Genomic DNA, 13,691 nt, shown 5'->3' with positions numbered 1-13,691 from the left:
AAAGAATCTCTGCTTTTTGTTATAAAAATTTTGGTTCGCGTTTTTCTAAAAAGGCATGCAATCCTTCTTGACCTTCTGCATCAGCAATTTTTTTCGCAATCGATAACGATTCTTTTTGCATTTGGGATTCGAGTGTTTCTTCGAATGAATGGTAAAATAGTGTTTTCGTTGCACCGAAAGCATTTGTAGGACCTTGTGCCAATTGTTCGGCAAGTTGTTGAACCGTAGATTGCAGCTGTTCAGGAGCTATGACAGCATTAACAAGGCCCCAATCGTGCGCTTCAGCCGCGGTTAATAAGCGATTTGTGTAAAGTAATTCAAGCGCGCGTCTAATGCCGACGATGCGTGGTAAAAAGTAGCTAAGTGAGCCATCTGGTGTGACACCAATTTTATTATAAGCCGCAACAAATTTCGCCTTATCTGAAGCATAGACAATATCACAAGCACATACTAAACTCATGCCAGCGCCCGCTGCAACGCCATTTACGGCTGCAATAACAGGCTTTTCCATGCGTGCAAAATGAGAAATCGCTTGGTGCAAATAACCGGTAACACGTTTTAAATGTGTATTAATCGCTTCATCTGCGCTCGCAAAACTTTTCAAATCACCGCCTACTGAAAAAACAGTATCACTACTTGTTAGCACGACAGCACGAATATCATCATTTTCGGCACATTCAAGCGCCACATCTAATAAGCGTTTTGCCGTTTCTAAATCAATGGCATTTTTCGCTGCGGAGCGGTTCATTATTACCGTAGCGACATGGTGTTGAAGCGTTACATCAATCATCTAAAAATCCCCTTTACAAAATCCATTTTTTTCTAATTATAAATGAAAGATACATAAGAGTACAATATCGGGAATGAATCGTTTGATAACTCGATAGTCTATATAAAAAAGAGCACTCGCATCATAATGCACGTACTCCTTCACTCTTACTTTTTAACATAATGCACATTAACAAATTGATTAAATGTCTCCGTTTTTACGAGTTGCCATTCCGACGCATAATCCCCTTCAGGGAATAAACGAATGCCTTTACCTAATAGCACAGGTGTTAGCGTCAAAATCATTTCATCGACTAAACCAGCCGCCAAGAAATCACAAATAAGCTGACCACCACCAACAATCCAAATGTCTTTACCAGGAGCTGCCTTTAAACGTTCACCAAGAATCGCAACAGGCTCTGCTGTATACGTGACATGTGCTGTATTTTCACGCTGTTGGTGTGTATAGACATAGCTTGTCTGCTCACTATACGGATAATCGCCGTTCATTTCATTCATAACCCAATCATACGTCGTGCGGCCCATAATAACGGTATCGATGTCTGCCATAAACTCGCCGTAACCATTGTCACCTTCGCCTTCAACGCTCATCAACCAGTCTAGGCTATCATCTAATGTCGCAATATAGCCATCCAATGTCGTAGCGATAAATAACTTAATTTTTCGCATCAAATCACTCCTTTTGTGTCATAATCATAGCAAAATGAAAAAGATTTCTCAATGTGCTATGATACGCGTACTAAATAAGATGAGGGGCACGAAGTATGCGAATAAAAACATGGTTGAAATGGCTCGGTGGTATGTTGCTAATCGCAGTCATAACAGTTGTGATTGCCTTTGAAGTGTCACCAAAGCCGGGTACAAAATTAATTCAATTTGCGTTTAATCGCGAAGTACCGATTCGTGATGCCGGTCATTTTGCGCAAGCGAAGGAAACGGTCAATGTCGTAAAAAATGAGCGCTATGATTCAAAATATGCGCAAAATACATTTGATATTTACTATCCGAAAAATTTAAAGAAGCATGATCAAGTGCCCGTTATTTTTTGGCTGCATGGTGGCGGCTATCTCGCTGGTGATAAATCACTTGTCAATGAGTTTGCACATTATGTAGCCACAAAAGAGCACATCGCGGTGATTTCAGCAAATTATGAATTAGCGCCAGAGTTGCAATACCCAGGACAAGTGCAGCAGCTTGAGGATGTTTATCGGTATGTGACAGAGAATGCGAAAAAGTATCCTTATATAGATTTTACAAAAGTGGCATTTGGCGGTGACTCGGCAGGGGCGCAAATTGCCGGACAATTCGTGCTAATTCAAACAAATCCAGCCTATGCTAAGCAAATGAATATGCCAGCCACTGTGCCAATGGACCGTTTAAAAGCATTCATTTCGTACAGTGGACCAGTCGATTTACAGCAGCTCAAAACATTACCCGCAACGAACTTATTTATGAAGTTTTTTGCGCGAACAGTCGCATGGGATTTAATTGGCGATAAAGAGTGGAAGCAACATCCGGCAGTTGACGAGGCATCGATTGCACAGCATGTTACAGCGGATTTTCCACCAACGTATATAACAGATGGTAATACCTTTTCATTTCCAGAGCAGGGGAAGGCACTTGAGCGTGCATTAAAGGCTAAACATGTGCCGGTCGAAGGGTTATTTTTTGATAAGGATCATGGCGACATTTATCATGAGTATCAATTTAGTTATCATTTAAAAGAAGCACAGCAAGCGTTGGATGAAACATTATTATTTTTACGAGACTATATGAAGTAGTTAAAATCCTTTACTTGAACTACCCCCACATTAAAAAATCAAAATGGTAAAGATTTTCAATCTATGCTATACTTGGCTCGCAACTAACACATACTGTAAAAAAAGAGGTTCATAGCAACAACCCTCTATAAAAAACTATGGGAATATGACGATCTGTCCGTATCCGCATAGGGTACGGCTTTTTTTATGGCCACTTTTAGTTGTACCCATCAAAAAAAGAAAGGTTCGTGATGACACATGCTCACACAATATTATCCACATCCTCAACACAACTACGCGTATGAATTAAACAAAGATATGAATTTTTCAGCTGCGCACTTTATTCCAGATGTTACTGCCGGAAACTGTGCCAATATGCATGGACACACGTATATCGTCAATGTTACGATTGCCGGCGATGAACTCGATGACACGGGGTTTTTAGTGAACTTTCAAACGTTGAAAGAACTTGTGCATAAACGCTACGACCACCGCATTTTAAACGATTTAGAAGAGTTTTCGGCGGAACATTTTCCAACAACAGAAGTGATGGCACAGACGATTTGGCAACGTATCGAAGCCCATTTAAGCACAACGCAAAATCGCCCACATTGCTTACAAGTGCTCGTTCGCGAAACGCCAACATCATACGTCATGTACCGTCCGAAAGGGGAGGCGTAACATGGCCAAAAAAGTACCGATTATGGAGATTTTTGGACCAACCATTCAAGGAGAAGGCATCGTGACGGGACGTAAAACAATGTTTGTACGCACGGCTGGCTGCGATTATTCGTGTGTTTGGTGTGATTCGGCATTTACATGGGATGGTAGCGAACGTGGTCAATTAATGACCGGTGAAGCAATTTGGGCGCGGTTAGTCGACATCGGCACCAGAGATGGCATCCTTAATTTCAATCATATTACGATTACAGGAGGCAATCCGGCACTATACGATGAGCCGATTGCCGCATTAATTGCGTGTGCACATGCACATGGTGTTCAAATCGGCCTTGAAACGCAAGGCTCCCGCTGGCAAGATTGGTTTTTAGCAGTCGATGATTTAACGATTTCCCCTAAGCCTCCTAGTTCTAAAATGGTGACAGACTGGACCATGCTTGATTCAATTATTGAGCGACTTCCTACCTATTCATTAAAAGTGGTCATTTTTGATGATGCGGATTTCGATTACGCGATTGAGGTAAATAAGCGTTATACACCACAAGAGCTCTATTTATCTGTTGGCAATGGTCATTCACAGGAAGCGGGCGAGATTGCGGGGCGCTTACTCACAAAACTTGAATGGTTATGGAACAAAGTCATCGCCACGCCGTCTATGAATAATGCAAAACCGCTGCCACAGCTCCATGCACTTGTGTGGGCAAACAAAAGAGGGGTTTAAGCTTTCCAATTTTAGGTTATTATTTGAAGTATAGTTCAAAAATCTGTATGATGTACAGAGAATAGTCAATTAGGAGGTTTTTCGAATGAACAAAACTGAATTAGTCAACCAAGTAGCAGAAGCAACTGAATTATCAAAAAAAGATGCAAGCAAAGCGGTGGATGCTGTATTTGATACAATCCAAAATGCCCTTGCACAAGGTGATAAATTATCATTAATCGGCTTCGGTACATTTGAAGTACGTGATCGTGCAGCTCGCACAGGACGCAACCCTCAAACTGGTAAAGATATTCAAATTCCAGCAAGCAAAGTGCCTGCCTTCAAACCAGGTAAAGGCTTAAAAGACGCAGTAAAATAATACTTAGCAATACAAAAGGACCTCGCTTATAGCGGGGTTCTTTTTTTGTAAAATCGGGAACAGGTTGCAAAGGAGGGATTCCAATGAAACGATTGTTAATCGGCTTGGCTAGTTTTGCGCTCGCTGGCTGCGCTACACAGGATGCAGTTGCGCCCAAAAAAAGCGCTGAGCAAATAGTTGCTCATAATCTCGATACACCATGGGCAATTGAACGCAGCGATAATACATTTTATATTACAGAACGACCAGGTCATATTGTGAAGGTGCAGCATGGTGATATGAAACGACAAAACATCACATTGAGCGCTCCACTCGCAACTGCTGCTGAGGCAGGACTGCTTGGTTTTGTATTGGCACCAGATTTTACAACGTCGAATCGCGCTTTTGCATATTACACGTATGAAAGCACAAAAGGGCAGTTTAATCGCATTGTTGAACTACGTTACGATGAAAGTATGTGGCAAGAAGAAAAAATTTTACTCGATCACATTCCAAGCGGTACTTATCATCATGGTGGTCGTTTGAAAATCGGTCCCGATCATAAACTTTATGCCACAGTAGGCGATGCATCAGATCCTAATTTAGCACAACAGAGGACCTCGCTCGCTGGGAAGATTTTACGCTTAAATTTAGATGGCTCCATTCCACATGATAACCCTTCAAGTCATTCATACGTCTATAGCTATGGACATCGTAATCCACAAGGTATTGTATGGCTTGGGCGTACGATGTATGCGAGTGAGCATGGCAATAGCGCGCATGATGAAATCAATCGCATTGAACCAGGGCACAACTATGGTTGGCCGATTATTGAAGGAACCGCTACAAAGCCAATGATGGAAACACCGCTCTTCACATCAGGAGCAGATACGACGTGGGCACCGTCTGGCATGGCCGCTTCCGGCAGCAAGCTTTATGTTGCAGCCCTGCGCGGTACCGCCATTATTGAATTCGATTTGAAAACGAAAAAGCAACGAACAATTGTGAGTGATGTCGGACGCATTCGCGACGTCATGTTAGTCGATAACACGCTTTATTTCATTACGAATAATCGTGATGGACGCGGCACACCACAAGAAGGCGATGACTATTTAATGCAACAAACAATTAAGTAATTATGATACAATAACACCGCAAGTATTCCCACTTAAAGGAAAAGAGTTAGAAAGATGGATTCAAGACTTATTTTAGCGATTATTACGATTACACTTATAAGATAGGTGTCTTCGCAGAGCGTCGTGCAGGAGATTTAAAAGGGAAACATGTGGCGTTTTTTGCGCTCGGCTTATTATTTGATGCAGCTGGAACAAAGTTTATGGCAGCAATTGCCGCTTCAAAACCCGCTGTGGCAGAACAAGGATTACCACTTCACCAAATTACAGGTATGGCCGCCATTATTTTAATGGCACTGCATTTAATTTGGGCTATCTATGTACTAGTAAAAGGCACACCACAAGCAAAGCAAAATTTCCATAAGTTCAGTTTAGTTGTTTGGTTATTTTGGTTAATCCCGTATATTGCAGGACTTATTTTAGGAATGCAAAATTAAAAAAGAGTAAGGACTGTAAATCCCTAGAATATTTGGATGACTTCTTACCGGTTGTGAAAACTCAAAATCAATTATTCGCTACACCTAAAGATAGTTGTGATAAACTTTGGTAGCTAAATATAGGACACACTAAAAAGAAGCGGATGGAACAAAAGAAAAAATGTTTCATTTAGCCAAGAAAATTACTACTCAAATTTTATCTCTTGATTAAATCGTTTTTCGACAATGTAAAAGCAGAAGGAATTTCTTCTGCTTTTAATCGTTCACTGCCTTATTAAAAGCTGCAAGTGTACCATATTCTTGCTTTTTCCAAATCCACAACCCTCTCTCAGCATCGAAATGATTGTCTTTCACAATCGTGTCACGATTTGTCCGAGCAACATTCGCAATGTATAGACCGGAATCACTCGCTGTAAAATCATTATTGTCGATACGGTTCGCCTGCGTATGATGTTGAATTAATAACTGTCCACCCTCTAAATTTTTCGTATCATTATTGACAAGTTTATTATGCGCAATAATGGTGTTTTTTGTACCTCCGCGTGCTGCATCATATCCGCCAATCGCAATCCCCGTATAATAATTGTCGCGTACTTCATTATGAAGAATACGTATATTATCGGCGTTGCGACCACGATGTTCCGAAGTCGCTTCGATTCCTATATCACTGTGCGCAATATGATTATGGGCAATCGTAATATTTTTTGCGCCATCTACATAAATACCACCTGCGCTATATTCATTGCCATATGCCGGATTGCCATACGATGAAATCGCGTAAATCGTATTATTTGCAATCGTTCCTTCACGTACAAAATCAGCATGCTTCGTTTGCGCTACGCCTTCATAACCAATCACATCAATTCCTACATTATTACTCCGCCGAATTGTATTATTTGCAATCGTGAAATGCTCAATATTTCCATTAAGTACTAGCGCCTCGCTTGCACCAAGCTCTAAATCTTCTAGCACATTGTGCACCACCTCGATATTTTTCATAGCACCCGTACCATAAAAAGCGATGCCATGGCCGTTTCCAGCTGTTTTGATAGCACGCACATGGTTGTTTTTTAGCGTAATATTGCGCGCCGTACCACTAATATACATGCCCATCACCGTATCGTTAGGCGATGTTGTCGTCACATTTTGTACCGTCAAACCTTCGATTGTCACATCCTGTTGATTATGAATCGTAATCATCGCCTTATTGCCATCAATACTTTTTGCGTTGCGACCATCTAAATAGACCGCTTCTTGTTTATACGCCTTGAAATGGACATCACTTGTCGTCACATATAGCGGCTCATCATACGTGCCGCCGCGAATCCATATTGTCGTTCCTGGTGTTGCCTGATCTGCTGCTTTTTGTAGCGTACGAAGCGGCGTTAATTTTGTCCCTGTAGCCGCATCATTGCCATTTGGTGCTACATACAACACTGCTCGTTGATTCAGTACATATACGCTTACCACAATCACAAGCATCAGCACGAATAAGAGTAATCGTTTTTTCACAGTACACACCCTCTTATCATTTTGTTTTCGTATCTATAGAACAGCTTACTGAACAAGCCAGCGATGGGCAATATTTTTCATGGATTTTAGCTAGTAAGTGTGAAAAATCATTCCAACGTCGTAAGGATTTTTCGCACTTTTCTTTGTAAAATAAAAACAGAAGGAAAGGAGATGACATAAATGGAATCATTTGTACAATTTCGTATTGCACGACCGACAGATAACTTGGCATTACTTGAACAATTCTACTGTAATGGACTAGGCCTTTCAAAAATTGGCGATTTCACCGGTCACAGAGGTTATACAGGTATTATGATTGGCGTACCGGATGCGAGCTATCATTTAGAATTCACGCAGCATATTGACGGCAGCCCCTGCCCAGCACCGACCGACGATAACTTACTTGTCTTTTACATACCTGACAAAAAACAAATCGACATCATCGAAACACGCCTAGCAGCAATGGGGTATCTAGCTGTACCACCGGAAAATGCTTATTGGCAAGAAAAAGGTGCGACGATTGCAGATCCAGATGGTTGGCGTATCGTGCTTATGAATACAAAAGGCATTTAAAAAAGGAGGGCTCCTAGATGGCGTCCTCTTTTCATTTGGCTGTTTGCAAGTGCTTCGGCATCGTTTGCACAACGATTAGCGAACAAATACGATTTCTCATAAGCGCTTGTGTCAACATATGTTAAAAATTCGAAGCGGTCACACCAAATCGCTCGTGAGCCCAAGAAGCGTGTTTTGGATACAACATAGTTGAAAATAAGTGTCAAACAAGGTCAATAAACGCATAGAAAATAGCGCTTTTAGTAAGCATCATGCACAAAGCTGTCAATGAAAATTTTTATTTATTATTAAAAAGCATATCATTATTATTTTCAAGAAATGATTTTAGCCCATTTTCACCCGGAATGAGCAAAAAAGGGGTCGTTTTGTGTCTCTGACGGGTCATTTCAACACAAAAAATACGACGGTTAAATGAAGAATGTCATTTATTCAAAAACAGACAAAATGCGACACGCTACGTTAGATCCTTCAACTAGCGTGTGTGGAAATAGCTCATTATCGCCGTAAAAAGGAGCAAAATTGAATCGTAACGGGCATTTTTTGTCCGCTTTTCGGCAGCCTTTGTTACAAAACTATCGTAACTATCGCTACATCTTTAATAACTATGTTACATCTGAAAATTTGAAGCAAATGATTATCTTTTTTGTAGGCTTATTCACCTAGTGCTGACGCATATTTAAAATTATGTTGTACCCAAAACACGCTTTTCGACGTCATCGCTAATTTCTGAACGCGCTATTTCCATCAACGTAACTTTTTTTCAAGAACAATTCTGTGCCGACCTTTCGCATCTGTATACATGCGCATAATGTCAAAACCATTTTTCAAATTTAATATTAACATCTCGTGCCATGTGTTCATCATCTTTGTTTGTCCCGTTGTATAGCCTTGCTGCATTATTGATTAGTCCGATCCCCAAAACGTTAAGAAATGCACCTTTAAATAACTCTGCATCAGACGATATAAAAGGAAATATGTTACATAAATGGAGGATTCAATGACTATTCAATTAGCAAGTAATCATTACTTAACTGACATTAAAAAAGAAGGTATGAATCGTTTAACAGATGATTTATTTTTAGGAAAAAAGAAAAAAACGAAGGCAAGCTATGAAATTAAAAAAGAACATGGCTATATTCGTCATTATGTCACGAAAGTTAATGGCGAAAAAATAATCGTTAAAGAAACAAAGTTACCTAAATCGCAAGAGCATGAACAACATAGTGGCGAGATAAAAGATATTGCTACCGAACTGTTGATGAAGCAATTATCAAACGTTTTGGACAAAGAACAGCTTAAGCAACTGACTAAAACAGGGCTAGCCGGTCAAAAAGCAAAGCAACTCGAAAAATATTCTACTAGTATTTAATTAATTTATTTTTAGTATCAGAATGCTATGATTTCAAGTTGATGCCCCGATACGTTACACTAACTATAGGAAGAGGTCGACTTCTTCAATAGCTAATGAATGGAGATTTAATATGGACAATAATTGGGATATCGCGATAAATGCCCTTTCTAACATCAACGTTTTTTCTCATCCAAATAACGATCCTGTAACGATTCGTGGTATCACGGATGAGTTAAAGTGTATTGGTGTTGGAACAGATGCAGCCGTTTTTCAACATATCGCTGCCCCGGGTTATGCCTTTAAAGTGTATGCCTACGATAAACGAGATAAAATAAACGTGGAGGCACACGTCTATGAAACATTAGGGGATTCGACGTTCTTCCCAACTTGTTTCGCTTCAACTGACAAGTACCTTGTTTTAAGTTATGAAAAAGGGCTAACGCTGTTTGATTGTATATTACAAGGGATTCACATTCCTAAAACAGTTATAGATGATGTAGAAGAAGCAAGAGCATATATCCGTAGCAAAGGTCTTAATCCGCGAGATATTCATTTGAAAAATATTATACTCCAAAATGGAAAAGCCAAAATTATTGATGTCTCTGAATATGCGCTACCTGGCAATGATTTACGATGGGAACACTTGAAAAAAGGCTATGAGCAATACTATCATTTAATCGATGGAAATTCTGTGCCTCTCTGGCTAGTCGAAACCATTCGACGCTGGTATAACCAACAACGAAAAAGTTCCTTTTCATATGATGACTTTACAAAAGCGATATTAAAACTATTTCATTTAACTTGAACTACCCCCACTTAGCCGTTCTGATGAACGCACTTGAAATGGTGGATTCCTACGAACAGTGCATGCTTGTTCCTCCTTGCTCGAAACAGCGGCTTCACTTTTTTAGTAGGCGAGCCCCGTAGTCCCTACGGTTGGGTTGTTTCAAAAAGACGTAATCCTTCTGCTAAAATAGTGCGACTCGCATTGACATCGCGGTCGAGTATCGCGTGGCAGGCTGGGCAGACCCATTCGCGGATTTCTAAGGATTTCTTGCCATCACGGTGCCCACATACATGGCACAGTTGGCTTGATGGGAAGAAGCGATTGGTTTTCACGATTGTTCGGCCATACCACTTCGCTTTGTACATCCGTTTTTGCACAAACGAGGACCACGACACATCGCTGATTGCTTTTGCTAGTTTATGATTTTTTAGCATGCCTTTAGTGTTTAAATCTTCGATACAAATGACATCGTGCTGACGAATGAATGCCGTCGTCAACTTGTGTAAAAAATCCTCGCGCTGAAACACGACTTTTTCACGTAAACGCGCGACTTTGTTTGAATTTGACGAGTCCTAATTTGGGTAACTTGATTTTGTTACCGACAATCGCGATATTGTGATTCGTATTTTTGGTTGTATAGCTTTGTACGGGGTTTTTCTTGCTTTTGAAACGGGGATAACGGTTTTGTTTCTTGAAAAAACGACCGAATGCATCGATCAAATGTTCACAGGAGGTTTGTAGGGCCACACTATCTACGTTGCGCAACCAGGCTGTGTCGTCTTGTTTTTTCATCTTGGTTAACATTTTAGACATGGTAGAACGATTCAACCCTTTTCCTTCTTCTTTATAGGCTGTATGCCACACCTCCTTGTTTGTCATCTAGTTTAACGCAAACAAACGTTCGTTACCCACTTTTAAGCACCGCATTCATCACCCACCTACTCGCTGTACTCGTTGAGGAGGGTGTCTTCTGCGAAAAAATGATAAATAAGAAAAACCGGAATCGCGCTGTGGCGCGGTTCCGGTTTTTTGTGGCGAACATTAAAATTTGTCCATTGACTTCTTCACCTAACAATAGATGATGTTTATTTTCATTTAAGGAAACATTAGCACAATATACTGCGATGCGACATAAGCTGTTTTTCCTTTGTATTTGATTTTATACCAGCCATCTGTGGCACCTTTCTTATAAGGTTTTGCGAAAGTCACGCTGTCCCCATTTTTAAGAGTCCCTAAAATTTTACTTTGTGTCGTAGGTTTTTGACGAATTTTTAATGGGACATCGCTATTATTACGCACCATACCAATTTTTGTTGTTTGTACAGGAATTGCAGCGAAGCTAATATATTTAGAAGACACATAGGCTAGTTGATTTTTATAAATAATTTGAAAAAAAGCATCTTTTGACGAAGCCGTATAGTTTTTTGTTAGTTGAACGCTCGCACCTTCTTTTAATGAACCAATTTTTTTCGTTTTACTAGAAGCGCCTGCTCTGACGGCTAATGCCACGCCATCTGTATTTTTCACATATCCTTTTTTCACTACAGCTGGAAGTGGTTTTTTCGCAGTGACATATTCCTTGTAAACGTAGACGATTTCATTGTTGAGTAAAACTCGATACCACGATTTTTGTGCTATGCCTATTACTTTAATCGCCGTGTTTTTTGGAATAGTTGTCACAATATCAGAATCTACACTTGGGGCATTACGAGCATAAACACCTTGGCTCGTATACATTGTTGTTGTTTTAAATGACACTTGTGTGACTTCGGCATGAGATAGGGTAGGGAATGCCATACTTCCTGCTAAAGCCATTGTTAAAAATAGAGATTTTTTCATAAAATAATCCTCCTAATAATTAAGTTAATTGCAATCATTCAATGATACTGCTTAGTATAAGTATGCAAGGTTAAAACGAGGTTAAAACATTCCAAAGCAGTGCTTTTTAATCAATTTAAAAATTCCCCACTGTTCAACAATGAGGAATTTTTATTATTTATTGTAATCCTTCTAGCTGTGAAATCGTCACACATTGATAACCTTGTTGTTCTAAATACGTCAAAATCGAATCCAATGCATCTGCTGTCGTTGGATGAATATCGTGCATCAGGATAATCGCACCAGGATAAATATGCTGCTGCACCTCTTGAAATGTAGAAGCGGCATTACGCGTTTTCCAATCAAGTGTATCGACGCCCCATAAAATCGTAGGCTGTGAAGAGAGCTGTTCTAGTTCGCTATTGCGAGCCCCATATGGTGGACGAATCGTCAACGGTTCGCGACCTGTCGCATTTTTAATCAATTCATTGGCTTTATTAATGTTGGCTTCAGCCTCTGCACCGGTCATTTTTGATAAATTCTCATGTCCATAAGAATGATTGCCGATTTCATGACCGTCCGCTAAAACTTGTTGTGCTAGTTGTGGGGCTTTTTCAACAGAGCTACCGAGCATATAAAATGTAGCCTTCACCTGATGCTGTTTCAGCGTATTTAAAATGCGCGGTGTCACCGCCTCACTAGGGCCATCATCAAATGTTAGTGCGACATATTTTTTGTCATTTGTATTCAAACGAAATACCGGTGTATCAAGTTTTTTATCAATATTCACAAGCGGAATGCTGATGGAAGATAAGCGATTTTTTAGTGTATTTGGCGCATAAAATACTTTGAAATTTTCACCATCTACCGCAAACATCTCAAACGTTTTCCATGTCGCATCCGTTAATTGATCGATTTGCTGCGCACTCAGCTGAAGCTGTTCATTTTGTCGTTGGATTTCTGTCCGCACTTCCTTCGACAAGCGATTAAGTCGCGCTTCTGTATCGATAAACTGCTCAATCGTTACTAATTTTTTATGTTGGCGATCATATGTAAACGTCTGTACGGATTTTGTAATCGCATCTTCGTTATTTTTAATGACAAAACTAATGTAATTTCCCGATGTAGTTGCTGAAATAGAACTGTCTAAACGAGTTGCTTCAGACGCTACAAAAGCATCGCGCTTCGCATAAACCGCATCTTGAATCACTTTATCAACAGCCGCTTCTCCAGTCATCGGATAAACGAGTTTATAATATTTCGTATCGGATTGTTCCTTTATATACGAAATCCCTTCAAAGGGCGATTTTTCCTTCACTAGAATAGAGTCATTGTCCAAATCCTCTTGCGTTGCACCTGCTGAATGGTGCTCGGTTTTGTTATATCCAAGCAACCCTAAAAACATGCCAACACAAAGCGTCAAAACAGTAAGTAACACTAAATTGATTTTTCCTAATTTTGTCTTAGGAAGCCATTGCATTTTTGATTCCTCCTGTAATAATCTCGTTGCGTATTTTACCCAACTTCTTGTCGTTCTTCTAATTAGACGTAGCTAAATTGTAAAAAGTTTGTAATATTGTATAGAAATTTTTAAAAATTTTACAGTGCGAGGCCAGACTCCTACAACATGTTTTGTTTGCACATTCTCTTTTTGTTATTTTTTCAGTAAACCCCTTTATTTAATTGATAGTTAACCTAGTTAATTTAAGATAACTTTATATATTAATTTAATTAAATATAGGATATTTAAAGTATTTTCGCTAATACCGATAATGCACCCTTATGCGAATTTGCA

The 13,691-nt window shown here is 39.8% G+C and carries 14 protein-coding genes, 1 pseudogene and 1 riboswitch; of the genes and pseudogenes, 9 read left to right on the top strand and 6 right to left on the bottom strand.

The window, feature by feature from the left end; all coding sequences use genetic code 11:
• Positions 1–19: 19 nt before the first annotated feature.
• Both V514_RS0116360 and V514_RS0116355 read right to left on the bottom strand, forming a co-directional pair.
• Entirely contained in the window at positions 20–790 is a 771-nt protein-coding gene (locus tag V514_RS0116360; RefSeq protein ID WP_029500938.1) for an enoyl-CoA hydratase/isomerase family protein, read from the bottom strand.
• A gap of 146 nt (positions 791–936) precedes the next feature.
• Positions 937–1,458, bottom strand: a complete 522-nt coding sequence (locus V514_RS0116355) for a dihydrofolate reductase family protein (RefSeq protein ID WP_029500937.1) — start codon at positions 1,456–1,458, stop codon at positions 937–939.
• Between the two features lie 95 nt (positions 1,459–1,553).
• Between V514_RS0116355 and V514_RS0116350 the strand changes: the two genes are divergently transcribed.
• The 6 genes from V514_RS0116350 (at position 1,554) to V514_RS19375 (ending at position 5,855) form a co-directional block, all read left to right on the top strand.
• Positions 1,554–2,570 carry an alpha/beta hydrolase gene (locus tag V514_RS0116350; RefSeq protein ID WP_029500936.1) on the top strand — a complete coding sequence of 339 codons (1,017 nt, stop codon included), beginning with the start codon at positions 1,554–1,556 and terminating at the stop codon, positions 2,568–2,570.
• 98 nt (positions 2,571–2,668) lie between these two features.
• Positions 2,669–2,715, top strand: a riboswitch (PreQ1 riboswitch).
• 92 nt (positions 2,716–2,807) lie between these two features.
• Complete coding sequence (gene queD, locus V514_RS0116345) at positions 2,808–3,230, top strand: 6-carboxytetrahydropterin synthase QueD (protein WP_029500935.1); 423 nt, start codon at positions 2,808–2,810, stop codon at positions 3,228–3,230.
• Position 3,231: 1 nt separating this feature from the next.
• Positions 3,232–3,948, top strand: coding sequence for a 7-carboxy-7-deazaguanine synthase QueE (gene queE / locus V514_RS0116340; RefSeq protein ID WP_029500934.1), 717 nt, complete (start codon positions 3,232–3,234; stop codon positions 3,946–3,948).
• Between the two features lie 85 nt (positions 3,949–4,033).
• Positions 4,034–4,306, top strand: coding sequence for an HU family DNA-binding protein (locus V514_RS0116335; RefSeq protein WP_029500933.1), 273 nt, complete (start codon positions 4,034–4,036; stop codon positions 4,304–4,306).
• Between the two features lie 83 nt (positions 4,307–4,389).
• Positions 4,390–5,421: a PQQ-dependent sugar dehydrogenase gene (locus tag V514_RS0116330; protein ID WP_029500932.1), complete on the top strand. Its 1,032-nt coding sequence runs from the start codon at positions 4,390–4,392 to the stop codon at positions 5,419–5,421.
• 149 nt (positions 5,422–5,570) lie between these two features.
• Positions 5,571–5,855: an HsmA family protein gene (locus tag V514_RS19375; RefSeq protein WP_235073527.1), complete on the top strand. Its 285-nt coding sequence runs from the start codon at positions 5,571–5,573 to the stop codon at positions 5,853–5,855.
• A 255-nt stretch (positions 5,856–6,110) separates the two neighbouring features.
• Here V514_RS19375 and V514_RS0116320 read toward each other — a convergent pair whose 3' ends face one another.
• Entirely contained in the window at positions 6,111–7,367 is a 1,257-nt protein-coding gene (locus tag V514_RS0116320; RefSeq protein ID WP_029500931.1) for a right-handed parallel beta-helix repeat-containing protein, read from the bottom strand.
• Positions 7,368–7,547: 180 nt separating this feature from the next.
• Between V514_RS0116320 and V514_RS0116315 the strand changes: the two genes are divergently transcribed.
• The 3 genes from V514_RS0116315 (at position 7,548) to V514_RS0116300 (ending at position 10,096) form a co-directional block, all read left to right on the top strand.
• Positions 7,548–7,940 (top strand): VOC family protein, encoded by a 393-nt coding sequence (locus V514_RS0116315; protein ID WP_029500930.1) that lies wholly within the window; start codon positions 7,548–7,550, stop codon positions 7,938–7,940.
• 997 nt (positions 7,941–8,937) lie between these two features.
• The gene (locus V514_RS0116305; RefSeq protein WP_029500929.1) at positions 8,938–9,309 is read left to right on the top strand and encodes a hypothetical protein; all 372 of its coding nucleotides are present in this window, start codon (positions 8,938–8,940) and stop codon (positions 9,307–9,309) included.
• A gap of 112 nt (positions 9,310–9,421) precedes the next feature.
• Positions 9,422–10,096 carry a serine/threonine protein kinase gene (locus V514_RS0116300; RefSeq protein ID WP_029500928.1) on the top strand — a complete coding sequence of 225 codons (675 nt, stop codon included), beginning with the start codon at positions 9,422–9,424 and terminating at the stop codon, positions 10,094–10,096.
• A gap of 125 nt (positions 10,097–10,221) precedes the next feature.
• Here the strand turns inward: V514_RS0116300 and V514_RS20935 are convergent.
• The 3 genes and pseudogenes from V514_RS20935 to V514_RS19365 all read right to left on the bottom strand — a co-directional run.
• A pseudogene (locus V514_RS20935) lies at positions 10,222–10,942 on the bottom strand (RNA-guided endonuclease TnpB family protein); the annotation flags it as partial.
• 231 nt (positions 10,943–11,173) lie between these two features.
• Complete coding sequence (locus V514_RS0116285; RefSeq protein ID WP_029500925.1) at positions 11,174–11,917, bottom strand: SH3 domain-containing protein; 744 nt, start codon at positions 11,915–11,917, stop codon at positions 11,174–11,176.
• Between the two features lie 157 nt (positions 11,918–12,074).
• Positions 12,075–13,376 carry a polysaccharide deacetylase family protein gene (locus V514_RS19365; protein ID WP_029500924.1) on the bottom strand — a complete coding sequence of 434 codons (1,302 nt, stop codon included), beginning with the start codon at positions 13,374–13,376 and terminating at the stop codon, positions 12,075–12,077.
• Positions 13,377–13,691: the final 315 nt, after the last annotated feature.

The organism is Kurthia huakuii LAM0618 (genome assembly GCF_000505545.1).
In the GTDB taxonomy this organism is placed as follows: domain Bacteria; phylum Bacillota; class Bacilli; order Bacillales_A; family Planococcaceae; genus Kurthia; species Kurthia huakuii.
This window is presented reverse-complemented; position numbering and strand designations above follow the sequence as displayed.